Origin of the sequence: Nocardioides sp. QY071, from assembly GCF_029961765.1 — a bacterium.
Taxonomy (GTDB): Bacteria; Actinomycetota; Actinomycetes; order Propionibacteriales; family Nocardioidaceae; genus Nocardioides.
In genome coordinates, this window is record NZ_CP124681.1 from 665947 (window position 1) to 690532 (window position 24586).

Genomic DNA, 24586 nt, shown 5'->3' on the forward strand with positions numbered 1-24586 from the left:
CGCGTGAAGGGCACCAGTGCCACGCTCCGCTGGAGCGTGATCGGGCTGCTGCTCGGCGTCGTCGTCGCCGCGCTCGGCGTCAGCGTGTGGACGCTCGCCGACAAGGGCGTCGCCGGCAACCCCGGCAAGAAGCTCGACTCGCTGCTCGACCCGCCCCGCGACGAGACGGCCGACCGCGAGAAGGTGCTGGCCGCCGGGCGCACCTTCGTGCAGCGATTCAACACCTACGGCCCCGACCTGCTCGACAGCGCCGGCAAGATGCCCGAGTACGCCGCCGTCGGCAAGCTGATGACCGCGAAGTTCCGCACCGTGTTCGACAAGAACGTCGGCTACGCCGAGGAGACGGTCAAGCAGACCCAGATCGACCGCAAGGGCACGCCCTACGCCGTCGGCGTGGCCAGCATCGACGAGGACTCCGCGCAGCTGCTCGTCGCCGGCGTCGTGCAGTTCGCCTACCCCTCACCCGCCGACGGCAGCGAGAAGGTCCAGCTCGAGCCGCTGCGGTTCCGCTACGAGGTGTCGCTGGTCAAGCAGCACGGCACCTGGCTGGTCGATGACCTCGACGACCTCGACGACCAGCTCCCGTCCTTCGGCGAGGCCTCGATCCCCGAGGGCGGCGCCACCGGCGGCCAGCCGTCGGGCCAGCCGTCGGGGCAGCCGTCGGGCCAGCCGTCGGGCCAGCCGTCGCCGAGCACGGGGGAGGGCCAGTGAGCACCAACCTCTACGACCTCCTCGACGTCGAGGAGGACGCCACCGAGGACCAGATCCGCGCCGCGTGGAAGACCGCGATCGCCGACCTGGACCCGACCGAGCGCCGCTTCCGTGCCTTCAACGACGCGGCCGGAGTGCTGCTCGACGCCGACAAGCGGGCGGCGTACGACGCAGACCTGGCCGCCGAGCGCGCCGCCGCCGAGACGGTCGCCGCCGAGACGGTCGCCGCCGAGACGGTCGCCGCCGAGGAGGTCGCGGACAAGCCTGGACGAGAAAACTCGCGCTTGGACGAGGATGCTTCCTCGTCCAACCATGAGTTTCACCGGCCGGCCGGTGAAACTCCCGCTCGGGCCGCAACCGCCACCCGCGGGGACGGCCCGGGCGGGGTCGCCCTGGTCGCGGCCGCCGTCGCCGCGGTGCTCTCCGTCGCCCTGGCGGTCGTCCTCGTGCTGACGCCCGGCGCGCGCGGCGAGCACTCGGCCAAGCAGCTGGCGCAGGGCAACGTGCGCGTCGAGCGGGCCGCGGTCGACGCCGAGGCGGCGGCCGAGCAGATGGTCGCGCCGGTGCTGTCGTACAGCCACAAGTCGATGGCCGCCGACCTCGACCGGCGGGCGCAGTACATGACCAAGGCGTTCCAGGCGAAGACCGAGCGCAGCTGGCCGGAGATCACCAAGGAGGCCGAGACCCAGAAGGTCGAGGTCGAGGCCAAGTCGGCCGGCGCCGCGCTGACCCGGGTGAGCTCGAACGGCAAGCGGGCGACGGTCGTGGTCTTCATCGACCAGTACGTCACCAAGGCCGGCCAGGAGCCGTTCGTGCTGCGGATGTGGGCCACGTTCCTGCTGGTCAGGGCCGCGGGGAGCGACTCGAAGTGGCTCCTCGACGACCTGTGCACCGACGACCGCTGCGACAAGTGACCGACCGGTGGTCGAGGAGGTCGCGCCGCGACCGTCTCGAGACCCCCGACCATGCTCTCGCCACCCGTCCACCGACGGTCCCGGCGCACCACGCCTGGTCTCGTGACGCGCCACGACCTCGCTGGCCTCGCTGCGCGAGGTCGTCGGCGTTCCTCGACCTGCGACCTTCATCCGCGCGTTCGCTTCGCTCACGCGCGGCGGCCTTGACCTCGGCGCCCGCGCCGAGCATGATCGGCGCACCGGATTCCGCCGGCCTCCGACGGTGCCGCTCCTCGGCTGTGTGAAGTTGCGCAGCCGACATTGTGGAGCGCTCGTGTGTCGTGTATCGTGGCTCCTTGCGCCTGCCCTCAGATGCGCTTCGGCCTGCCCGGTGGCCGATGACGTGGTGGGTCAGGGCGCTCTCGAAGAGTCGAACCCGTCGAAGGACAACTCTTGGCCGCGCGCACCACCCCCGGTAAGTCCCGCATCTCCTTTGCGAAGATCACCGAGCCGCTGGAACTCCCGCAGCTCCTCTCGCTCCAGACCGACAGCTTCGACTGGCTGGTCGGCAACGAGGCCCACAAGGCTCGCATCGAGGCCCGGATCGCATCCGGCATCGACGCCACCTTCAAGTCCGGCCTCGAGGAGATCTTCGAGGAGATCTCCCCGATCGAGGACTTCTCCGAGACCATGTCGCTCTCGTTCGAGAGCCCGGTCTTCTACGACCCGAAGTACACCGTCGACGAGTGCAAGGAGAAGGACCTCACCTACTCCGCTCCGCTCTACGTCTCCGCCGAGTTCACCAACAACGAGACCGGTGAGATCAAGGGCCAGACGGTCTTCATGGGCGACTTCCCGCTCATGACCCCCAAGGGCACCTTCGTCATCAACGGCACCGAGCGCGTCGTCGTCTCGCAGCTCGTCCGTTCGCCGGGTGTCTACTTCGAGCGCACCGCCGACAAGACGTCCGACAAGGACATCTTCACGGCCAAGCTGATCCCGAGCCGCGGCGCGTGGCTGGAGTTCGAGATCGACAAGCGCGACATGGTCGGCGTCCGCCTCGACCGCAAGCGCAAGCAGAACGTCACGGTCCTGCTCAAGGCGCTCCAGGCCATCGCCGAGGACACCGGCGAGGAGTACGACTACGAGGCCGTCATGGCCGACCTGCGTCAGTACGAGTCGATCCAGCTGACCGAGGAGAAGGACAACACCCAGGGTCCTGACGACGCGCTGCTCGACATCTACCGCAAGCTCCGCCCGGGCGAGCCGCCGACGCGCGAGGCCGCGCTGACGCTTCTGAAGAACTACTACTTCAACCCGAAGCGCTACGACCTGGCCAAGGTCGGCCGCTACAAGGTCAACAAGAAGCTCGGCTCGCACGAGGCCTTCGACCAGCAGACGATGACGATCGCCGACATGGTCGCGACCATCAAGTACATCGTTCAGCTGCACAACGGCGACGAGTTCGTCACCGCCATCGGTGGCGAGATCCGCAAGGACGCCGACGGCAAGGACCTCCCGGTCTCCGCCGACGACATCGACCACTTCGGCAACCGCCGCATGCGCACGGTCGGCGAGCTGATCCAGAACCAGCTCCGCACCGGCCTGGCCCGCATGGAGCGCGTGGTCCGCGAGCGGATGACGACCCAGGACGTCGAGGCGATCACGCCGCAGTCCCTGATCAACATCCGTCCCGTGGTCGCGGCGCTGAAGGAGTTCTTCGGCACCTCGCAGCTCTCGCAGTTCATGGACCAGACCAACCCGATCGCGGGCCTGACGCACAAGCGTCGCCTCTCCGCGCTCGGCCCGGGTGGTCTCTCCCGTGACCGCGCCGGCATGGAGGTCCGTGACGTCCACCCGTCGCACTACGGCCGCATGTGCCCGATCGAGACGCCGGAAGGCCCCAACATCGGTCTGATCGGCTCGCTGGCCTCCTACGGCCGGATCAACCCGTTCGGCTTCGTGGAGACGCCGTACCGCAAGGTCGAGGGTGGCCGGGTCACCGACCAGATCGACTACCTCACGGCCGACGACGAGGACCGCTACGTCATCGCGCAGGCCAACGCCGTGCTCGACGCCAACGGCAAGTTCGTCGAGGACCGGGTGCTGGTGCGCCTGCGCCAGGGCGAGGTCTCCGAGATCCCGGGCGACGAGGTCGACTACATGGACGTCTCGCCGCGCCAGATGGTGTCGGTCGCGACGGCCCTGATCCCGTTCCTCGAGCACGACGACGCCAACCGCGCGCTCATGGGCGCCAACATGCAGCGTCAGGCCGTGCCGCTCATCAAGAGCGACTCGCCCGTGGTCGGCACCGGCATCGAGTACCGCGCCGCCGTCGACGCCGGTGACGTGGTCGTGGCCGACAAGGCCGGTGTGGTCAAGGAGGTCTCCGCGGACCTCGTCGAGACCATGAACGACGACGGCACCTACTCGTCGTACCGCCTCGCGAAGTTCAAGCGCTCCAACCAGGGCACCTGCATCAACCAGCGCCCGCTGGTCGAGGCCGGCGACCGGGTCGAGGTCGGCTCGCCGATCGCCGACGGACCGTGCACCGACATGGCCGAGATGGCGCTGGGCACCAACCTGCTCGTGGCGTTCATGCCGTGGGAGGGCCACAACTACGAGGACGCGATCATCCTCAGCCAGCGCCTGGTGCAGGAGGACGTCCTCACCTCGATCCACATCGAGGAGCACGAGGTCGACGCCCGCGACACCAAGCTGGGCCCGGAGGAGATCACCCGCGACATCCCGAACGTCAGCGAGGAGATGCTCGCCGACCTCGACGAGCGCGGCATCATCCGCATCGGCGCCGAGGTCTCGACCGGTGACATCCTGGTCGGCAAGGTCACGCCCAAGGGCGAGACCGAGCTGACCCCCGAGGAGCGGCTGCTCCGTGCGATCTTCGGTGAGAAGGCGCGCGAGGTCCGCGACACCTCGATGAAGGTGCCGCACGGTGAGTCCGGCACGGTCATCGGCGTGCGCGTCTTCGACCGGGAGGAGGGCGACGAGCTGCCGCCGGGCGTCAACCAGCTGGTCCGCGTCTACGTCGCGCAGAAGCGCAAGATCTCCGTGGGTGACAAGCTCGCCGGCCGTCACGGCAACAAGGGTGTCATCGCCAAGATCCTGCCGATCGAGGACATGCCGTTCATGGAGGACGGCACGCCGGTCGACGTCGTGCTCAACCCGCTGGGTGTGCCGCGACGCATGAACATCGGCCAGATCCTCGAGCTGCACCTCGGCTGGCTCGGCAAGCAGGGCTGGCACCTCGGTGCCGACGTCGCCGACGAGGACTGGGCCAAGCGCCTGACCGCGATCGGCGCCGACAAGGCCGAGCCGAACACGAAGCTGGCCACGCCGGTCTTCGACGGTGCCCGCGAGGACGAGATCACCGGCCTGCTCGGCCAGACCCTGCCCAACCGCGACGGTGTCCGGATGGTCAAGGAGACCGGCAAGGCGAGCCTGTTCGACGGCCGCTCCGGCGAGCCGTTCAAGAGCCCGGTCTCGGTCGGCTACATGTACATCCTCAAGCTCCACCACCTGGTCGACGACAAGATCCACGCGCGTTCGACCGGCCCCTACTCGATGATCACGCAGCAGCCGCTGGGCGGTAAGGCCCAGTTCGGTGGCCAGCGGTTCGGTGAGATGGAGGTCTGGGCGATGGAGGCGTACGGCGCCGCCTACGCCCTGCAGGAGCTGCTGACCATCAAGTCCGACGACGTGCCCGGTCGCGTCAAGGTCTACGAGGCGATCGTCAAGGGCGAGAACATCCCCGACTCGGGCATCCCGGAGTCGTTCAAGGTTCTCGTCAAGGAGATGCAGTCGCTGTGCCTCAACGTGGAGGTGCTGTCCCAGGACGGCTCCACCATCGAGATGCGCGACGCCGACGAGGACGTCTTCCGCGCTGCGGAGGAGCTGGGCATCGACCTGTCCCGTCGCGAGAACCCCTCCGTCGAAGAAGTCTGAGCGTCCCCGCCGGGGGTCTCGTGACGGTTGCTGCGCAACCTCCTCGACCTCCGGCGGCCCTCAGTCCCCAGCCTCACCTTTCACAGAACTAACGAAGGACAGCAGCCATCGTGCTCGACGTTAACTTCTTCGACCAGCTTCAGATCGGCCTGGCCACCGCGGACGACATCCGCACGTGGAGCCACGGCGAGGTCAAGAAGCCGGAGACCATCAACTACCGCACGCTCAAGCCCGAGCGTGACGGCCTCTTCTGCGAGAAGATCTTCGGTCCCACCCGGGACTGGGAGTGCTACTGCGGCAAGTACAAGCGCGTCCGCTTCAAGGGCATCATCTGCGAGCGCTGCGGCGTCGAGGTGACCCGCTCGAAGGTCCGCCGTGAGCGGATGGGCCACATCGAGCTGGCCGCGCCGGTCACCCACATCTGGTACTTCAAGGGTGTCCCGAGCCGCCTCGGCTACCTGCTCGACCTCGCCCCGAAGGACCTCGAGAAGGTCATCTACTTCGCGGCGTACATGATCACCGCCGTCGACGAGGACGCCCGCCACCGCGACCTGTCCTCGCTCGAGGGCAAGATCCAGCTCCAGCGCGAGTCGATCGAGAAGCGCCGCGACGCCGGCCTCGAGGACCGCACCAAGAAGCTCGAGGACGACCTGGCCACGCTCGAGGCCGAGGGCGCCAAGGCCGACCAGCGCCGCAAGGTGCGCGACGGCGCCGAGCGCGAGCTCAAGCAGCTGCGCGACCGCGCCCAGCGCGAGCTGGACCGCCTCGACGAGGTCTGGGACACGTTCAAGAGCCTCAAGGTCCAGGACCTCATGGGTGACGAGGTCCTCTACCGCGAGATGAAGAACTGGTTCGGCAAGTACTTCGAGGGCCACATGGGCGCCGCGGCGATCCAGAAGCGCCTGCAGTCCTTCGACCTCGACGCCGAGGTCGAGAGCCTGCGCGAGACCATCGCCACCGGCAAGGGCCAGCGCAAGGTCCGCGCCCTCAAGCGGCTCAAGGTCGTCGAGGCCTTCCGCAAGACGGGCAACAAGCCCGAGGGCATGGTCCTCGACGCCGTCCCGGTCATCCCGCCGGACCTGCGCCCGATGGTGCAGCTCGACGGTGGCCGGTTCGCGACCTCCGACCTCAACGACCTGTACCGCCGCGTCATCAACCGCAACAACCGCCTCAAGCGGCTGCTGGACCTGGGCGCGCCGGAGATCATCGTCAACAACGAGAAGCGGATGCTCCAGGAGGCCGTCGACTCGCTGTTCGACAACGGCCGTCGTGGTCGTCCCGTCACCGGCCCGGGCAACCGGCCGCTGAAGTCGCTGTCCGACATGCTCAAGGGCAAGCAGGGTCGCTTCCGCCAGAACCTGCTCGGCAAGCGCGTCGACTACTCGGGCCGGTCGGTCATCGTGTCGGGTCCGCAGCTCAAGCTGCACCAGTGCGGTCTGCCCAAGCAGATGGCGCTCGAGCTCTTCAAGCCGTTCGTCATGAAGCGGCTCGTCGACCTCTCGCACGCGCAGAACATCAAGTCCGCCAAGCGGATGGTCGAGCGCGCGCGCCCGGTCGTGTGGGACGTCCTCGAAGAGGTCATCACCGAGCACCCGGTGCTCCTCAACCGTGCGCCCACCCTGCACCGCCTCGGCATCCAGGCCTTCGAGCCGCAGCTGATCGAGGGCAAGGCCATCCAGCTCCACCCGCTCGTGTGCACCGCCTTCAACGCGGACTTCGACGGTGACCAGATGGCCGTGCACCTGCCGCTGTCCGCCGAGGCCCAGGCCGAGGCGCGGATCCTGATGCTGTCGACCAACAACATCCTCAAGCCGTCCGACGGCCGCCCGGTGACCATGCCGACCCAGGACATGATCATCGGCCTGTTCTTCCTCACCACCGAGCGTGGCGAGGCGACGGTCGAGATCGACGGTGAGACCCGTCTGCGCACCTTCACGTCCCCGGCCGAGGCGATCATGGCCTACGACCGTGGCGAGATCACGCTGCAGGACCGGGTGCGGATCCGCCTGACCAACGTCGCGCTCGAGGGCGTCGAGGAGGGTGTGACCACCCTGGTCGAGACCACGCTGGGCCGCACGATCTTCAACGACGCGCTTCCGGCCGACTACCCGTACGTCAACGAGGAGGTCGGCAAGAAGCGCCTCGGCTCCATCGTCAACGACCTCGCCGAGCGCTACCCCAAGGTCGTCGTCGCGGCGTCCCTGGACGCCCTCAAGGACAACGGCTTCCACTGGGCGACCCGCTCCGGTGTGACCGTCTCGATCGACGACGTCATCACGCCTCCCAACAAGGCCGAGATCCTGGCCGTGCACGAGGCGTCGGCGGCCAAGATCCAGAAGCAGTACGAGCGTGGTCTGGTCACCGACGAGGAGCGCCGCCAGGAGCTCATCGAGATCTGGACGAAGGCGAGCCAGGAGGTCGGCAAGGCCCTGCGCGCCACCTTCGAGGCCAACCCGACCAACCCGATCTACGTGCAGGTGCACTCGGGCGCCTCGGGTAACTTCAACCAGATCAACCAGGTCGGCGCCATGCGTGGTCTGGTGGCCAACCCGAAGGGCGAGATCATCCCGCGGCCGATCAAGGCCAACTTCCGCGAGGGTCTCTCCGTGCTGGAGTACTTCATCTCCACCCACGGTGCCCGCAAGGGTCTGGCGGACACCGCGCTGCGGACCGCCGACTCGGGCTACCTGACCCGTCGTCTGGTCGACGTGTCGCAGGACGTCATCATCCGCGAGGAGGACTGCGGCACCGAGCGCGGCCTGCCCAAGGTGATCGGCGTCGACGACGAGAACGGTGTGGTCGTCAAGGACGAGAACGCCGAGACCGCGGCGTACGCCCGCTCGGCCGCCAAGGAGATCACCCACCCGGAGACGGGCGCCGTGCTCGCCGCCGCGGGTGAGGACCTCGGTGACGTCAAGATCGCCGAGCTCATCGAGGCCGGCATCAAGGAGGTCACGGTCCGCTCGGTCCTGACCTGCGACGCGCGCACCGGCACCTGCGCGAAGTGCTACGGCCGCTCGCTGGCCACCGGCAAGCTCGTCGACATCGGTGAGGCCGTCGGCATCATCGCGGCGCAGTCCATCGGTGAGCCCGGCACGCAGCTGACGATGCGTACCTTCCACACCGGTGGTGTGGCCTCGGCCGACGACATCACGCAGGGTCTGCCCCGCGTCGTCGAGCTCTTCGAGGCCCGCACCCCCAAGGGTCACGCCCAGATCTCCGAGGCCGCCGGCCGCGTGCAGATCGAGGAGACCGACAAGGCCCGCATCATCGTCGTCACCCCCGACGACGGCAGCGAGGTCAAGGAGTACCCCGTGTCCCGGCGCTCCCGCCTCCTCGTGGAGGACGGCGGCCGGGTCGAGGTGGGCGACAAGTTCACCGCCGGTACGGAGGACCCGAAGGAGGTGCTGCGCATCCTGGGCGTTCGCAAGACCCAGCAGCACCTCGTCGACCAGGTCCAGGAGGTCTACCGGTCGCAGGGTGTGTCGATCCACGACAAGCACATCGAGATCATCGTGCGGCAGATGCTGCGCCGGATCACGGTGCTCGAGTCGGGTGACACCAACCTGCTCCCGTCCGACCTCGTCGACCGGGTCCGCTTCGAGGAGGAGAACCGCCGCGTTGTGTCCGAGGGCGGCAAGCCGGCCTCGGGTCGTCCCGAGCTCATGGGCATCACCAAGGCCTCGCTCGCGACGGAGTCGTGGCTCTCGGCGGCCTCCTTCCAGGAGACCACCCGGGTCCTCACCGACGCCGCGATCAACGGCCGCTCCGACAGCCTGCGTGGCCTGAAGGAGAACGTGATCATCGGCAAGCTGATCCCGGCCGGCACCGGCCTGGAGCGCTACCGGAACATCCGGGTCGAGCCGACCGAGGAGGCGCGCGCGGCGGCGTACGCCGTCACGGGCTACGAGTCCTACGACTACGAGTTCGGCAACCAGGGCCAGGCCGTGGCGCTGGACGACTTCGACTTTGGCTCGTACCAGAACTGAGCGAAGCGAAGTTCTGGTGTAAGAGCCAGATCGAGTAGACGAAGGCCCCTGCGAGCTTGCTCGCGGGGGCCTTCGGCGTATCGAGATCCGGTCGTGAAGCAACCACACCGACCTGCCGTTCGTCCTACAAGGTGTGAACAGGTTCCTGCTTCTGCCCGCTGTCGCGCTCATCGTGGCGGCGGGGTCGTTCTCCGTGCCGGTTCTCGCCGGCACCCCGTCCGCGGCCGCAGCGTCGGCCGTCCCGCGCTGCCACAACGCCGACCTGCACGCCCGCTACCGCGCCACCGACAACGGCGCCGGGCACCGGTTCGGGAGGATCGTGCTGCGCAACGTGTCCGGGCACCGGTGCCGCACGGGCGGCTTCGGCGGCCTGTCGTACGTCGGTGACGGCAACGGCACCCAGATCGGCGCGCCCGCGGATCGCCAGGGCTCCGGAGGCTCGTTCGTCCTGCGACCCGGGCAACGCGCTGTGAGCCGCGTCGACGAGACCGTCGCCGAGAACTACGACGCCGCGGCCTGCCGGCCGCACGCCGTCGACGGCTTCCGGATCTACGTCCCGAACGCGACCCGGTCGCAGTTCGTGGCGCACCCGACCACCGGCTGCCTGGACCCGGCGGTCCACCTGATCTCGCACACGGCGTACCGGAAGCGGGGATGAGTCGGGTCGCCTGAGAGAATCACGGGGTGAGCGCACCCCTGCAGACCGACGTCCTCGTCGTCGGTGCCGGTCCCGCCGGCTCCGCGGCCGCCGCCTGGGCGGCCCGCGCCGGCCTCGACGTCGTCCTGGCCGACGCAGCGGTGTTCCCGCGCGACAAGACCTGTGGTGACGGACTGACGCCGCGCGCGATCGGTGAGCTGGAGCGGCTGGGGCTGCGCGACTGGGTCCGCTCGCACACCGTCAACCAGGGGCTCCGGGCGCACGGGTTCGGCCAGACCCTGCACCTGCCGTGGCCCGGCGGCAACCTGCCCGACTGGGGCAGCGCCATCGCGCGCACCGAGCTCGACGACCACCTGCGCACCACCGCGATCAAGGCGGGCGCGACCGCGCTCGACGGGGCCCGCGCGGTCGACGTACGCATGGAGGGGGAGCGGGTCGCCGCGGTCGTGCTCAAGGACGGCCGCGAGATCGCCTGCAGGCGGCTGGTCGTGGCCGACGGCGTGCGCTCGCCGCTGGGCAAGGTGCTCGGGCGGGAGTGGCACCGCGACACGGTCTACGGCGTCGCCGGGCGCTCCTACGTCACCTCGACCCGCGCCGACGACCCGTGGATCAGCTCGCACCTCGAGCTGCGCGGCGAGCAGGACGAGATCCTGTCCGGCTACGGCTGGATCTTCCCGCTCGGCGCCGGCACCGGCGAGGTCAACCTCGGCGCCGGCACGCTCGCGACCGCGAAGCGGCCCGCGGACGTGGCGATCAAGCCCCTCATGAAGCTGTACGCCGACCGGTTGCGCGAGGAGTTCGGCCTGGGTGACGAGCTGCGCGCCCCGACCTCCGCGCTGCTGCCGATGGGCGGCGCGGTGTCCCACGTCGCCGGCCGCAACTGGGCGCTGATCGGCGACGCCGCCGCGTGCGTCAACCCGCTCAACGGCGAGGGCATCGACTACGGCCTGGAGACCGGCCGGGTGGTCGCCGAGCTGCTCGCCACGACACCTGAGGCCGACCTCGCCGTGGTGTGGCCCGCGATCCTGCGCGAGCACTACGGCGAGTCCTTCTCGATCGCGCGCCGGCTCGCCGGCCTGGTCACCGTGCCGCGGCTGCTGCCGGCCCTCGGCCCGGTCGGGATGCGCTCGGACCTGCTGATGACCCTCGCCCTGCGCTGGATGGGCAACCTGGTCACCGACGAGGACCGGGACCGCTCCGCACGCGTCTGGCGCTGGGCCGGACGCCACTCGCTGGCCCGCGACAGCCGCCCGCCCTTCAGTTGAGTTTCCCCATCCTCACCGTTGAGTTTCCCCATCCTTGCCCTTGAGTTGCCGGGCCTCCCACTGGTTCGCGAAGCCGTGCGACGGCATAGGCTCGGACCACGGCCTCATCCGTGACGGACCGGCAACTCGAAGGTGAGCATGCGGCAACTCAACGGTGAGGATGGGGCAACTCAACGGATGGGGCAGGCGATGGGGCAGCGGGTGCAGCGGCTGGCGGCGTACGCCGTCATCGTCCGCGGCGACCAGATCCTGCTCTCCCGGCTGGCCGAGCGGGTGACCAAGCGCGAGCTGTGGTCCCTGCCCGGCGGCGGTGTCGACCACGGGGAGGATCCGCGCGACGCGGTGGTGCGCGAGGTCTACGAGGAGACCGGACTGCACGCCGAGGTCGGCGAGACCGCCCACGTGCACTCCCTCCACGTCGCCGACTCGTGGCGCCGCGGGCGCCGGGTCGACGCCCACTCGGTACGGATCGTCTACGAGGGCTGGGTGCCGGCCGACGCGCCCGAGCCGCACGTCACCGAGGTCGACGGCTCGACCGCCGAGGCGGCATGGAAGCCGATCGCGGCCGTGCTCGACGGGACCGTGCCGACGGTGAGCCTGGTGAGCGACGCGCTGGCGTCGTACGCCGTGCGCCAGCGGCAGCGCACCGCCGCCTACGCCTATGTCGTCAGGGACGGCGCGATCCTGCTGACCCGCACCTCCGACCTCGCGCCCGATCCCGGGACCTGGCACCTGCCGGGCGGCGGGATCGACCACGGCGAGTCGCCGGCCGACACGATCCGCCGCGAGCTGTGGGAGGAGTGCGGGCTCGAGGGGGAGGCGGGCGACCTGCTGACCGTGCTCGACCACCACTTCACCGGCACCGCCCCCAACGGCCGCGAGGAGGACTTCCACGCGATCGGGATCATCTACCGCGCCGAGGTCGGGCCGGGGGAGCCGCGCGTCGTCGAGGAGGGCGGCACGACCGACGACGTCGCGTGGGTGCCGCTCGCCGACGTCGCCGAGCGCAGGCTCAAGGTCTACGGCTCGGTCAGGGCCGCCATCGAGGCAGCCGGCGATACTGTCGACGCGTGACTGAGACCGTCTTCACGTACGCCGCGCCCGCCCTCAAGTTCGGACGGGGTGCCGCCGCCGAGGTCGGGTACGACGTCCGCGGCTGGGGCGCGCGCCGGGCCCTGCTGGTCACCGACCCGGGCGTGCTGGCCGCCGGCCACGCCGAGACCGTCGCCGCCTCCCTGCGCAGCCACGGCGTCGAGGTGGTGACCTACGCCGGCGCGCGGGTCGAGCCGACCGATGCCTCGCTGGAGGAGGCGGTCGCCTTCGCCCGCGGCGAGGGCCCGTTCGACGCGGTGGTCGCCGTCGGCGGCGGCTCGTCGATCGACACCGCGAAGGCGGTGGCGCTGCTGGTGACCAACCCGGGCGAGCTGATGGACTACGTCAACGCGCCCATCGGCAAGGCGCGGGGACCCGAGCAGCCCGTGCTGCCGCTGGCCGCCGTACCGACGACGACGGGGACGGGTGCGGAGTCCACCACGATCTGCGTGATGGACGTGCTGGCGCTCAAGGTGAAGACCGGCATCAGCCACCCCGCGCTGCGTCCGCGGCTGGCCGTCGTGGACCCCGCGCTGTCGGCGACCCAGCCCGCGGGCGTGATCGCGGCGGCCGGGATGGACATCCTGTGCCACGCGCTGGAGAGCTACACCGCCCGCTGGTACGGCGAGTTCCCGGCCAAGGAGCCGCAACAGCGGGTGCCGTACTGCGGCTCGAACCCGATCGCGGACCTGTGGTCGGAGAAGGCGATGGGGATGCTCTCCGGGGCGTTCCGGGCCGCCGTACGCGCGGCGCGGGAGGGCGACGACGGCGGCGAGGCGGCCGAGCAGATGGCGCTCGCGGCGACCTTCGCCGGGCTCGGGTTCGGCAATGCCGGCGTGCACATCCCGCACGCCAACGCGTACCCGATCGCCGGCCGGGTCCGCGACTTCCGTCCCGCCGACTACCCGCAGGACGAGGCGATGGTGCCGCACGGCATGGCCGTGGCGCTGACCGCTCCCGAGGCCTTCCGGTTCACCTTCGACGCGGCGCCCGAGCGACACCTGCGGGCCGCGCGGCTGCTCTCGCCCGGCGTCTCCGGCTCCGACGCGTCCGTGCTGCCCGGGGTGATCGCGTCGCTGATGCGCGACATCGGGATCCCGAACGGCCTGGCCGAGGTCGGGTACGGCGCCGGCGACGTCGACGCGCTCGTCGACGGTGCGCTGCAGCAGCAGCGGCTGCTCGCCACCGCGCCCAAGGACGTGGCCGGCGAGGACCTGGCCACGATCATGACCGCCTCGCTCGAGCACTGGTGATCGCGGCCGGCGGAGCGGGCCACCGTAGGATTGCCGGGTGAACCCCCGCCACCGCCGCCTGATCATCCCGGCCGCGTTGGTGGCACTCCTGCTCATCGTGATCGTGGCGGCCCTGGTCAAGTGAGCACGCTCGCGCTGGAGGACGGGTTGGCGCGGGTCCGGGTGGACCTGCTGGCCGACGAGCGCCTGGTGCGGGCCGTCGCGTCGGGCCGCCGCAGGGCCGCCGTACCTCCGTGGCGGCGGGTCGAGCTGCGCTGGGTGGACCTCAAGGCGGGACGGCACCTCCAGGTCGTGCGGTACGACGCCACCCAGGCCCACACCGCCAACCACGCGCGCGGGTCGGCGGCCGAGGAGGCCGTCGACGCGCTGTTGGCCGAGCCGTTCGGCAACTGGACCGTGGAGACCGACGAGCAGCAGCTGAGCCTGCGGGTGACCAAGAAGGGCTCCGCGGTGGTGCACACGGCGGCGCGGTCGGGGGAGGCGCCGGCGGACCGGAGCCACGACCGCGCCAAGGACCGGCTGCTGCCGGAGGACGACCCGGTGTTCGCCGCGCTCGGTCTCGCCGACGCACAAGGGCGGATCAAGCCGAGCCGGATGGCGAAGTACCGCCAGGTCGAGGACTTCCTGCGGATCCTGGACCGGTCGGTCACCGAGGCGATCGCCAAGAGCCGCCTGCGCAAGCCGACGGCCGAGGACCCGCTGCGGGTGGTCGACCTCGGCTGCGGCAACGGCTACCTCACCTTCGCCGCGCAGCGCTACCTCAGCGAGCGCCGCGGCCTGCCGGTGCGGCTGACCGGCGTCGACGTGAAGGAGCAGTCGCGCGACCACAACGCCTCCGTGGCCCGGGAGCTGGGGATCGACGCGACCTTCGTCGCCGGCACCATCGGTGCCGCCGAGCTGGAGCAGGCGCCCGACGTCGTGCTCGCCCTGCACGCCTGCGACACCGCCACCGACGACGCGCTCGCCCGCGCGGTCGGCTGGTCCGCGCCGCTGGTGCTGGCCGCCCCCTGCTGCCACCACGACATCGCGGCGCAGCTGCGCGGCGCGCAGCCGCCGGCGCCGTACGCCTCGCTCGTGCGCGACGGCATCCTGCGCGAGCGGTTCGCCGACACCCTGACCGACACGCTGCGCGCGCTGCTGCTGCGGCGGGCCGGCTACCGGGTCGACGTGATGGAGTTCGTCGACAGCCAGCACACGCCGCGCAACACGCTGCTGCGGGCGGTGCGGACCGGCACCGTCGCCGACGAGGGGGAGTACGACGCCCTCGTGGCCGCGTGGGAGATCCGCCCGCGGCTCGGGGAGCTGCTCGGGTGAGGAAGGTCCTGGCGCTGGTGCTGCTGGCGCCCTTCGCGATCGGCTTCCTCTCGCCGGGCGCCGCGGTCGAGCCGCCTGCTCCCGACCCGGTCTTCGCCTTCACCGACCCCGAGATCACCGAGTCCAGCGGCCTGGTCGCCCGCGACGGCCTGGTGGTCACCATGAACGACTCCGGCGACCGCAACCGGGTCTTCACCGTCGACCCGGCCACCGGGGGCACCGTCGGCGTCACCCGCTGGCAGGGCGACGCCACCGACATCGAGGCGCTCGCCCCGGCGGGCGACCACGAGGTGTGGGTCGGCGACATCGGCGACAACCTGGGCTCGCGCGACCACGTCGAGGTCGCGCGGGTGCCGTTCGGCCGCGGCGACCGCGAGGTCCACGCGCCGACGTACCGGCTCGTCTATCCCGACGGCCCGCACGACGCCGAGACGCTGCTCGCCGACCCCGCGACCGGCCGGCTGTACGTCGTCGCCAAGGAGTTCATCGGCCGCCTGTACGCCGCGCCCGAGCACCTCGACCCCGACGGACCGAACCGGCTGACCCTCGTCGACGAGGTGCTCGGCATCGCCACCGACGGCTCGTTCACCCCCGACGGCGCGCACCTGGTGCTGCGCAACTACGGGCAGGCGGCCGTCTACACGTGGCCGGGGCTGGAGCGGGTCGCGCAGGTCGACCTGCCGCAGCAGCCGCAGGGGGAGGGGCTCGCGATCAGCGAGTCCGGGGAGGTGCTGGTCGGCTCGGAGGGGGCGGGCGCGGAGGTGCTGCGGGTGGACCTGCCGCTGCCCGCGCCGGAGGCGACGCCCGGGCCGGTGCAGGACACCGACGACGACAGCGGGCGGGCGCCTGTCGAGGTCGAGCGGTCGTGGTGGCCGTGGGCGCTCGGTGGCGTGGCCGGCCTGGTGGTCGTGGGCGTGCTGCTGCGCTCGCTGCGGCCGCGGGACTGATCGGGTCTGATCCGGCGGGTTGCGGGCACCTGACCGACGTGGCCCGGCTGCGTCGTACCTCTCCCGATGAGCCGGGCTGGACCCGGCGCCGGGCCGGGCGCGGCTTCGTCCACCTCGGGCTCGACGGCCGTCCGCTCGGGGCCGAGGACGCGGCCCGGTGCAAGGCGCTGGTGATCCCGCCGGCCTGGACCGACGTGTGGATCTGCCCGCGACCCAACGGGCACCTGCAGGCGGTGGGCACCGACGCGGCCGGACGACGGCAGTACCTCTACCACCCGGACTGGGTCGAGCAGCGGGCCGCGCAGAAGCACGAGCGCGTCATGACGCTGGGACGGCGGCTGCCCCGGATCCGCAAGCGGGTGCTCGCCGATCTCGACGACGACGTCGGACCGCAGGCGAGCTGCGCCCTGGCGGTCCGGCTGATCGACCTGGGCTGCTTCCGGATCGGCAACGACGTGTACGCCGAGGAGTACGGCTCGTTCGGGCTGACGACCCTCGAGCGGCAGCACGTGCACCGGTCCGGGGATGTGCTCGTCTTCGAGTTCACCGGGAAGTCGGGGATCGAGCACCACGTGGAGATCGACGACCCGGTCGCGGTGCGCGCCCTCGAACGGCGGCGGCGCCGGCGCCGGAAGGACCCGCGGCTGCTCGACGTCACCGGCACCGACGTCAACGACTACCTGCGCGAGGTGAGCGGGCTGGAGATCACCGCGAAGGACTTCCGTACCTGGCACGGCACCGTCCTCGCGGCAGCGGCGCTCGCGCAGGCGCCCGGCCCGGAGGCGTCGAAGACGGCGCGGAAGCGTGCCGTCGCGGCGGCGATGCGGGAGGTGGCCGAGTTCCTCGGCAACACGCCCGCCCTGGCCCGGTCGGCGTACGTCGACCCGCGGGTGGTCGACGCCTACGCCGAGGGTCGCACCATCCGGGTCCGCGCCGGCGCGACCCGCGAGCAGCTGGAGCGGGCGACGCTGCGGCTTGTCGGCGGTCGGTGACACGATCGGGGCGTGAGCGAGCACGAGTTCACCGCCGAGCTGTGGCGCTGGCAGGCACGCGACGAGGAGTCCGGCGGCGCCTGGTTCTTCGTCAGCCTGCCGTTCGAGGTCTCCGACCTCATCGACGAGACCGCGCCCAGCAAGGGATTCGGGAGCGTCCGGGTCGAGGTCACGGTGGGGTCCAGCACGTGGCGCACGTCGGTGTTCCCGAGTGCTGCGGAGAAGACCTTCGTGCTGCCGGTCAAGAAGGCGGTCCGCACCGCCGAGGGGCTGGTCGAGGGTGGACCCTGCACGGTGCGGCTGCGTACGGTCGAGTGATGCAGATCGAGGTCGTCGAGGGCGACATCACCGCACAGCAGGTCGATGCGATCGTCAACGCCGCCAACCGCCGGATGCGCGGAGGCGGTGGGGTCGACGGGGCGATCCACGCGGCCGGTGGGCCGGAGGTGCTCGCCGACTGCGTGCGCCGCTTCCCCGACGGCCTGGCGACCGGCGACGCCGGCTGGACCACCGCCGGCCTGATGCCCGCGCGCTGGGTCATCCACGTCGTCGGCCCCAACCGCAACGCCGGCGAGACCGACCGGACCCTGCTGACCTCCTGCTACCGCCGCGCGCTCGAGGTGGCCGACGAGCTCGGCGCCCGCTCGGTCGCCTTCCCGCTGGTGAGCGCCGGGGTCTACGGCTGGCCGAAGGACGACGCCGTCGACGCGGCGCTCGAGACGCTGCGCTCGACGCCCACCGAGGTCGAGCTGGCGCGGCTGGTGGCGTTCGGGCGCTCGGCGTACGAGCTCATCGCGGGCCGGCTGTAGGGCGCACCCAGCGCCGCCAGTCGTCCTGGCGGGCGTAGCCGGCAGCGCGCCAGATGGTCTGGCCGAGGTCGTTGTGCTCGAGGACCATGGCGTCGATCCGGGACGCGCCGAGCGCGACCAGGCGCGCGGTCGCCGCGTCGACCAGCAGAGAGCCGATGCCGCACCGGCGCGCGTCGGGGTGGACCGCCAGGCGGTAGAGGTGCGCCCGCCAGCCGTCCCAGCCGGCGATGACCGAGCCGAGCAGCCGGCCGGCTTCGTCGGCTGCCTCAGCTTGCTCGGCGACCAGACAGGCCTCCGGGTCCCGGGTGAGGAGGCGTCGTACGGCGTCCGCGCTGTCCGTCGGCCGTGCGTCGTTCTCGGCCGCGACCGCCCACAGGGCGAGCAGCGCGTCGACGTCGGCAGGGGTCGCGGCGCGTACGTGGGGCACCGCCCCATCATCGCGGAGACGGCCTGGGACCCGGTCCCGATTTCGAGCCGAGGTCGTCACCCGTCGTACCCGACGTCGTTGGTCAGGCACCGAACCACCCGACCGACGAGGAGGAGACGACGATGTCGATGGAGCTCACCACCGCAGCCCTGTTGATGGCGTTCGCCCTCCTGTGCGCGGGCTGGTTGGCGCGGTCGCGCGGCGCGGCCGCCTCGATGCCGGGCATGGGGCCGGACATCGAGGAGTGGCGTTCCGCGGCGATGCGGCACTTCCAGGAGCACCGGGACCTCGAGCGCGCCGTCGCCGAGGTGCTGGCCACCCCGGGTGCCGTGCGTGGTCCCGGCCGCACCGAGCTGTTCGTGGCGCTCGGTGCGAGCCGGGTCGACCTCTACGCGTGAAGCCTCAGAGCGCCTCGACCACGTAGTCGATCGACCGCGTCAGGGCCTCGACGTCGGCCGGGTCGATCGCGGGGTACATCGCGATCCGCAGCTGGTTGCGGCCGAGCTTGCGGTAGGGCTCGGTGTCGACGATGCCGTTGGCGCGCAGCACCTTCGCGATCTGGGCGGCGTCGATCGCGTCGTCGAAGTCGATCGTGCCGATGACCAGCGAGCGGTGGCTCGGGTCGGCGACATAGGGCGTGGTGTAGGACGTCCGCTCGGCCCAGCCGTAGAGCGCGTCCGACGACGCGGTGGTGCGCTCGACCATGCCCTTGAGGCCGCCCTCGCCGTTCATCCAGTCCAGCTGCTCGGCCATGAGGAACAGCGTCGCGACCGACGGGGTGTTGTAGGTCTGGTTGAGCCGGCTGTTGTCGATGGCCGTCTTGAGGTTGAAGAACGGCGGGATGTAGCGGTCCGACGCGGCGATCCGCTCGGCTCGCTCGATCGCGGCGGGGCTGAAGATGCCGAACCACAGGCCGCCGTCCGAGGCGAAGCACTTCTGCGGGGCGAAGTAGTAGACGTCGGTCTCGGCCAGGTCGACCGGCAGGCCGCCGGCGCCCGAGGTGGCGTCGACGAGCACCAGGGCACCGTCGGTGCCGGCCGGGCGGACGACCGGCGCCATCACGGCGGTCGAGGTCTCGTTGTGGGCCCAGGCGTAGACGTCGACACCGGCCTCCGCGACGGCGTCGGGCCGCGAGCCCGGGTCGGCCGCGATGATCGACGGCGCGTCCAGCCATGGGGCAGCCTTGACCGACGAGGCGAACTTGCCGGAGAACTCGCCGAAGGTCAGGTGCTGCGACTTCGTCTCGATCAGGCCGAAGGCCGCGATGTCCCAGAACGCCGTCGCGCCGCCGTTGCCGACCACGACCTCGTAGCCCTCCAGCAGTGTGAACAGGTCGCCCAGGCCCTGCAGCACCCGGCCCACCACGTTGCGCACGGGGGCCTGGCGGTGCGACGTACCCATCAGCTGGTCCCCGGTCGCGGCCAGCGCGGCGAGGTGGCTGGGCTGGATCTTCGAGGGCCCGGCGCCGAAGCGGCCGTCGGCGGGCTTGAGCTCGGCGGGGATCTGGATGTCGGTCACGTGGTCAACCTTCCGGCACGGGCAGAGAGGACAGGCTGACGACGCTGTCAGAGATGTCCCCATTGTGACAGGCCCCTCATGGCCCTGTTCAATCGGTTTCGCCATGCAAGCCTCCCTCGACCTGCGCCCCCTCGGCTACCTCCACCCCGACGCCGCGACCCTGGTCGCCCGCGTCCAGCAGGAGTACGTCGAGCGCTACGGCAATCCCGACGAGAGCCCCGTCGACCCGGCTGTGTTCGACCTCCCGGAGGGCGTCTTCCTGGTCGGGTACGACGACGCCGGGTCGCCCGTCGCCACCGGCGCCTGGCGCCGCTCGACCGTGCAGGTGCTCGGCGGCAGCAGCGCGGTCGAGGTCAAGCGGATGTTCGTGGTCGCCGAGCAGCGCGGGCGCGGCTTCGCGCGTGCCGTGCTCGCTGCCCTCGAGGAGTCGGCCAGGGAGGCCGGTCACGACCTGGCCGTCCTCGAGACCGGGCTGCGGCAGCCCGAGGCGATCGGGCTGTACCGCAGCGCCGGCTACGAGGAGATCCCCGGCTTCGGGTTCTACAAGGACGCGCCGCTCTCGCGGTGCTTCGGCAAGCTGCTGTGAGCGGCCGCGCTCACCGGAACCGGGCCGAGCGCTTCCAGAGCAGCCGGGTGAGCAGCCAGTAGACCGACGCGCCGTCGGGCCATTGGGTGACGACGCGGCCTGACGGCGAGCGGAAGTAGTTCGGGGTCTGGGCGAACGAGCTCGCGTCGAGCCGGCGCTTCAGCCAGCGGTTGAGCGCAACGACGTACGACGCCTTCACCTCGACCGAGCGGGCGCCGCGCCGGCGCAGCTCGTCGAGCGTGCGACCGACGAACAGCGCCTGCTTCTCCATGCCGAACACGGGGGCGTACCAGTTGGTGTTGGGGCCGTAGAGCAGGAACAGGTTCGGCATCTCGTCGACGGTGATGCCGAGGAAGGCCATCGGGTCGTCGCCCCACTTGTCGGCCAACACGGTGCCGCCCCGCCCGACGACCTCGATGCCGCCGAGGAACTCCGCGGCCCGGAAGCCGGTGGCGGTGAGGACGACCTCCGCGACGTGCTCCTCGCCGCTCGCGTCGATGAGACCCTTCTCGTGCATGCCGACCACGGCGCGCGGCACCAGGGTGACGTCCTCGCGCAGCAGCGCTGGGTAGAAGGTCGAGGAGTGCACCGCGCGCTTGCCGAGGTACGCCGAGGTCGGGGTCAGCTGCGCCTTGAGCTCGGGATGCTCGGCGAAGACCTCGTCGAGGTAGCTCCGGCAGGCGTCGACCAGGGAGGTGTCGACGTCGCTGCCTGGCCGGATGATCCGGCCGCCGAGCCAGCGCCGCTCCAGGGCGAGGAACAGCCGCCAGCGGGCGATCCGGCGGTGAACGGGGTGGCGAAGCCGGGCCCGGTCGGCGTCGTCGTACACGCGGCCGACCTTGGGATCCACCCAGCCGGGCTGGCGCTGGAAGACGGTGAGCTGGCTGGCCACGCCGGCGAGCTCGGCGACCACCTGGGCGGCGGTGGAGCCGGTGCCGACCACGGCCACCCGACGTCCGGTCAGGTCCAGGCCGGACGGCCACTCGGCGGTGTGGAAGATCTCGCCGGTGTACGTCGAGCGGCCAGGCCACTGGGGGTGGCGCGGCACGTTGAGCAGACCGACCGCGGAGACGACCGCACGGAACCGCTCGGTCTCCTCGTCGCCGGTCGCGACATCGCGCACGGTGACCGACCACTCTGCGGCGGACTCGTCCCAGTGCAGCCGGGTGACCCGGTGGCCGTACCGGAACAGCGGCAGCAGACCGGCCTCGCGGGCCACCCGCCCGAGGTAGGCGTGCAGCTCGGCGCCGCCGGGGAACTCGCGGCTCCACTCGCCGGGCGCGAACGAGTAGGAGTACATGACTGCGGGGGTGTCGACCTCAACGCCGGGGAAGCGGTTGACGCGCCAGGTCCCGCCCGGGCTGTCGCCGGACTCGAAGACGGTGACGGCGTAGCCGCGGCGGTGCAGCTCGCGGGCGGCGGCGATCCCGGCGAAACCGCCGCCGATCACGGCGACCCGGAAGCCGGTGGGGGTGGATGAGGGCATGCTCGCGCCTCCCGATGACATGGGTTGGTGCCTCTCTGGCTGAAGGGGAAGGGTCAGAGGACCTTGCTGAGGAAGTCCCGGGTGGCGGGGTGCTCGGCGCCCTCGGTGAGCCGGCGGGCCGGCCCCTCCTCGACGATCCGGCCGTCCTGGAGGAACACGAAGCGGTCGCAGACCTCGCGCGCGAAGCCGACCTCGTGGGTGACGATGATCGTCGTCATCCCGTCGACCACGAGGTCCCGGATCACCTGGAGCACCTCGTTGACCATCTCCGGATCGAGCGCGGACGTCGGCTCGTCGAAGAGCAGTGCCTTCGGGCGCATCGCCAGTGCCCGCGCGATCGCGACCCGCTGCTGCTGGCCGCCCGAGAGCTGGCCCGGGTAGGCGCCGACCTTCTCGGCCAGCCCGACCCGCTCCAGCAGCTCGAGGGCGTGCGCGCTCGCCTCGCGCCGCGAGCGGCCGGCCACCTTCACCGGTGCCTCGATCACGTTCTCCAGCACGGTCTTGTGGGCGAACAGGTTGAACTGCTGGAACACCATGCCGAGGTGCTGGCGCTGGGCGGCCTCCCGGCGGGCGGGCAGCCGGTGGATCCGGCTGCGGCGCACGTGATGGCCGAGCAGCTCGCCGTCGAGCATCACGATGCCCTCCTCGGCGCGCTCCAGCAGGTTGAGGCAGCGCAGGAAGGTGCTCTTGCCGCTGCCGGAGCGACCGAGCAGGCAGACCGCCTCGCCCCGGCGTACGTCGAGCGACACGTCGTGCAGCACCTGGTGGCCACCGAAGGACTTGCTGATCCCTCGGGCGCTGATGAGCGGCCCGTCGAGCTGTCGGCCGACCGGGGGCGTCGCCAGGGTGGTCATGTCGTGCTCCTCCCGGCTCGACCACGCGGACTCACCCGCGCGGCAGCCGATCGCCCGAGCCATCGCTCGAGGTAGAACTGGCCCAGCGAGAGGATGCTGACCAGGATCATGTACCAGACCGTGGCCACCATGAGCAGGGGCACGACCTCGAAGGTCCGGTTGTAGATCTGCTGCACGGAGTAGAGAAGGTCCGGCACCGAGATGAACGCGACCAGCGCGGTCGCCTTGAGCAGGTTGATCAGGTCGTTGCTCACCGGCGGGACGGCGATCTTCATCGCCTGGGGGAAGACGATCCGCCGGAAGATCCGTCCGGGCGGCATGCCCAGGGCGAGCGCCGCCTCACGCTGGCCGGCCGGCACCGCGAGCAGCGAGGCGCGGATGATCTCCGAGGTGTAGGCCGCCTGCTGGAGCCCGAACGCCAGCACCGCCGACCAGTACGCCGTCATCAGGTCCCGGGTCTCCCACGTCCAGCCGCCGCCCGGCAATGGGATGCTGAAGGTCGGGTAGATCAGCGAGATGTTGAACCAGAGGATCAGCAGTACCAGCAGCGGGACCGACCGGAAGAACCACACGTAGGCGCCGGCCGCGGCGCGCAGCACCGGGTTGTCGGACAGACGCAGGTTGGCGATCAGTACCGAGACCACGAGGGCCAGGCCCATCGACAGCGCGGTCAGCGTGATCGTGTTCTTCAGCCCGGTCAGCACCGGGTCGGAGAAGAAGTACGAGCGCACAGTGGCCCACTCGAAGGCCGGGTTCTCCACGATGCTCCACCCGAGCCGCCCGGCGGCGGCGACCAGGACGACGGCGAGCAGAATCCGGAGCAGATGGAGTCGTCGCGCGTGGGGGATCGCAGCGAGATGCGCAAGGTGATCGTCCCACGCGGCGTCGTCGGCGCTGTCCGCGGTGCGGTCCGCCATCGTCTCGGTCACGACGCCGGCTCGGGGTTGAGCACCGACTTGTCGACGGCCATCTTCTCGGCTCCGTACTTGGCGAGGATGTCGGCGTACGTGCCGTTCGCAATGATGTCGTCGGTCGCCTCGACCAGCTTCTCGGCCATGTCGTCGCCCTTCATGACGGCGAACCCGATGTCGATCGCCTGGTAGATCGGGCCGGTGATCTTCCAGACGCCGGGTTCGGTGGTCACCTGGTAGGCGAGTCCGCTGCTGGTGGCGGTGACCGCGTCGGCCCGGCCGCTCTTGACGGCGAGGTCGGCGGTGGCCTGGTCGGCGAAGGTCTGGACGTCGATAGCGCCCTCGCCGTCGCTCTTGCAGGTCTTCGACAGGTCCTGCAGCACCGGCACCGGGCTGGAGCCCGCGGTCACCGCGATCGAGAGGCCGCACAGGTCGTCCATCGAGTCGCCGATGTCGATCCCGCCGTCCTTGACCCGGAAGCCGTAGCTCTCGACGAGGTTGGTGGCGAAGTCGAACTTCTCCAGCCGCTCGGCGGTCACGTCGACGCCGGGCACCCATTCGTAGGTTCCGCGCTGCAGCCCGAGCAGGCCGTTCTCGAAGGAGGCCTGCTCGTTGTCGACCTTGAGCCCCATCGCCTCACCGAGGGCGGTGGACAGGTCGGGGAGCAGGCCGGTCAGCTCGCCCTTGTCGTCGAGATAGCTGTACGGCGGCACGCCGACCTGCTGCGGGATGACCAGGGTCTTGGCGTCGCCGCCGGCGCCCTTCCCGGCGTCGTCGCCGGAGGAGCACGCCGTCAGTGTCGTGGTCGCGGCGAGCGCGACGAGCGCGATCCCACTGATCCGGCGGCGCAGGCTGGGGGTGTTCGACATGGCGGGCTCCCGTGGGTCTCGGTCCGGCGTCGGGCTGGCCGGGTGCCCC

Annotated in this window: 21 protein-coding genes; 15 read left to right on the plus strand and 6 right to left on the minus strand. The window is 71.0% G+C overall.

The features are described from left to right. Positions 1-3 precede the first annotated feature (3 nt). From QI633_RS03140 to QI633_RS03200, 13 genes are all read left to right on the plus strand, one after another. Positions 4-711 carry a hypothetical protein gene (locus tag QI633_RS03140; RefSeq protein WP_282428042.1) on the plus strand — a complete coding sequence of 236 codons (708 nt, stop codon included), beginning with the start codon at positions 4-6 and terminating at the stop codon, positions 709-711. Then, the gene (locus tag QI633_RS03145; RefSeq protein WP_282428043.1) at positions 708-1625 is read left to right on the plus strand and encodes a DnaJ domain-containing protein; all 918 of its coding nucleotides are present in this window, start codon (positions 708-710) and stop codon (positions 1623-1625) included. Before QI633_RS03140 ends, QI633_RS03145 begins: the two co-directional genes overlap by 4 nt. A gap of 432 nt (positions 1626-2057) precedes the next feature. Then, positions 2058-5567, plus strand: coding sequence for a DNA-directed RNA polymerase subunit beta (gene rpoB, locus QI633_RS03150; RefSeq protein WP_141800424.1), 3510 nt, complete (start codon positions 2058-2060; stop codon positions 5565-5567). Between the two features lie 110 nt (positions 5568-5677). Next, positions 5678-9556 carry a DNA-directed RNA polymerase subunit beta' gene (locus QI633_RS03155; protein ID WP_141800423.1) on the plus strand — a complete coding sequence of 1293 codons (3879 nt, stop codon included), beginning with the start codon at positions 5678-5680 and terminating at the stop codon, positions 9554-9556. A 133-nt stretch (positions 9557-9689) separates the two neighbouring features. Further along, positions 9690-10214 carry a DUF4232 domain-containing protein gene (locus tag QI633_RS03160; protein WP_282428044.1) on the plus strand — a complete coding sequence of 175 codons (525 nt, stop codon included), beginning with the start codon at positions 9690-9692 and terminating at the stop codon, positions 10212-10214. 26 nt (positions 10215-10240) lie between these two features. Continuing rightward, positions 10241-11479 (plus strand): geranylgeranyl reductase family protein, encoded by a 1239-nt coding sequence (locus QI633_RS03165; protein WP_141800421.1) that lies wholly within the window; start codon positions 10241-10243, stop codon positions 11477-11479. A 189-nt stretch (positions 11480-11668) separates the two neighbouring features. Then, entirely contained in the window at positions 11669-12553 is an 885-nt protein-coding gene (locus tag QI633_RS03170) for an NUDIX domain-containing protein (protein WP_260806526.1), read from the plus strand. After that, positions 12550-13824: a hydroxyacid-oxoacid transhydrogenase gene (locus QI633_RS03175; RefSeq protein WP_282428045.1), complete on the plus strand. Its 1275-nt coding sequence runs from the start codon at positions 12550-12552 to the stop codon at positions 13822-13824. The genes QI633_RS03170 and QI633_RS03175 overlap by 4 nt, the downstream gene beginning before the upstream one ends. 120 nt (positions 13825-13944) lie before the next feature. Then, complete coding sequence (locus QI633_RS03180; protein ID WP_282428046.1) at positions 13945-15138, plus strand: SAM-dependent methyltransferase; 1194 nt, start codon at positions 13945-13947, stop codon at positions 15136-15138. Further along, the gene (locus QI633_RS03185; RefSeq protein WP_282428047.1) at positions 15135-16085 is read left to right on the plus strand and encodes a hypothetical protein; all 951 of its coding nucleotides are present in this window, start codon (positions 15135-15137) and stop codon (positions 16083-16085) included. Before QI633_RS03180 ends, QI633_RS03185 begins: the two co-directional genes overlap by 4 nt. A gap of 38 nt (positions 16086-16123) precedes the next feature. After that, positions 16124-17077 carry a DNA topoisomerase IB gene (locus QI633_RS03190; protein ID WP_282428048.1) on the plus strand — a complete coding sequence of 318 codons (954 nt, stop codon included), beginning with the start codon at positions 16124-16126 and terminating at the stop codon, positions 17075-17077. Positions 17078-17089: 12 nt separating this feature from the next. Beyond that, on the plus strand, positions 17090-17395 hold the full coding sequence (locus QI633_RS03195) for a DUF1905 domain-containing protein (protein WP_141800415.1): 306 nt from the start codon (positions 17090-17092) through the stop codon (positions 17393-17395). Further along, on the plus strand, positions 17395-17886 hold the full coding sequence (locus tag QI633_RS03200; RefSeq protein ID WP_174245241.1) for an O-acetyl-ADP-ribose deacetylase: 492 nt from the start codon (positions 17395-17397) through the stop codon (positions 17884-17886). Before QI633_RS03195 ends, QI633_RS03200 begins: the two co-directional genes overlap by 1 nt. Here QI633_RS03200 and QI633_RS03205 read toward each other — a convergent pair. Beyond that, positions 17867-18403: a GNAT family N-acetyltransferase gene (locus QI633_RS03205; protein ID WP_349016713.1), complete on the minus strand. Its 537-nt coding sequence runs from the start codon at positions 18401-18403 to the stop codon at positions 17867-17869. The two genes, QI633_RS03200 and QI633_RS03205, sit on opposite strands and share 20 nt — an antisense overlap. A 32-nt stretch (positions 18404-18435) precedes the next feature. On the opposite strand from QI633_RS03205, the gene QI633_RS03210 reads away from it, so the two are divergent. Beyond that, positions 18436-18711 carry a hypothetical protein gene (locus tag QI633_RS03210; protein WP_141800413.1) on the plus strand — a complete coding sequence of 92 codons (276 nt, stop codon included), beginning with the start codon at positions 18436-18438 and terminating at the stop codon, positions 18709-18711. Between the two features lie 4 nt (positions 18712-18715). Here QI633_RS03210 and serC read toward each other — a convergent pair whose 3' ends face one another. Then, on the minus strand, positions 18716-19831 hold the full coding sequence (serC, locus tag QI633_RS03215; RefSeq protein ID WP_282428049.1) for a phosphoserine transaminase: 1116 nt from the start codon (positions 19829-19831) through the stop codon (positions 18716-18718). A 103-nt stretch (positions 19832-19934) separates the two neighbouring features. Here serC and QI633_RS03220 point away from each other — a divergent pair, with 103 nt between their 5' ends. Further along, positions 19935-20417, plus strand: coding sequence for a GNAT family N-acetyltransferase (locus QI633_RS03220; protein ID WP_282428050.1), 483 nt, complete (start codon positions 19935-19937; stop codon positions 20415-20417). A 10-nt stretch (positions 20418-20427) separates the two neighbouring features. Here the strand turns inward: QI633_RS03220 and QI633_RS03225 are convergent, their stop codons facing one another. From QI633_RS03225 to QI633_RS03240, 4 genes are read right to left on the minus strand one after another with little or no spacing between them, the layout of a single operon-like run. Further along, complete coding sequence (locus QI633_RS03225; protein WP_282428051.1) at positions 20428-21903, minus strand: NAD(P)/FAD-dependent oxidoreductase; 1476 nt, start codon at positions 21901-21903, stop codon at positions 20428-20430. A 53-nt stretch (positions 21904-21956) separates the two neighbouring features. After that, positions 21957-22757 (minus strand): amino acid ABC transporter ATP-binding protein, encoded by an 801-nt coding sequence (locus tag QI633_RS03230; RefSeq protein ID WP_282428052.1) that lies wholly within the window; start codon positions 22755-22757, stop codon positions 21957-21959. Beyond that, positions 22754-23686 (minus strand): amino acid ABC transporter permease, encoded by a 933-nt coding sequence (locus QI633_RS03235; RefSeq protein ID WP_141800408.1) that lies wholly within the window; start codon positions 23684-23686, stop codon positions 22754-22756. Before QI633_RS03235 ends, QI633_RS03230 begins: the two co-directional genes overlap by 4 nt. Further along, the gene (locus QI633_RS03240; protein WP_282428053.1) at positions 23683-24537 is read right to left on the minus strand and encodes a transporter substrate-binding domain-containing protein; all 855 of its coding nucleotides are present in this window, start codon (positions 24535-24537) and stop codon (positions 23683-23685) included. The genes QI633_RS03235 and QI633_RS03240 overlap by 4 nt, the downstream gene beginning before the upstream one ends. Positions 24538-24586 lie beyond the last annotated feature (49 nt).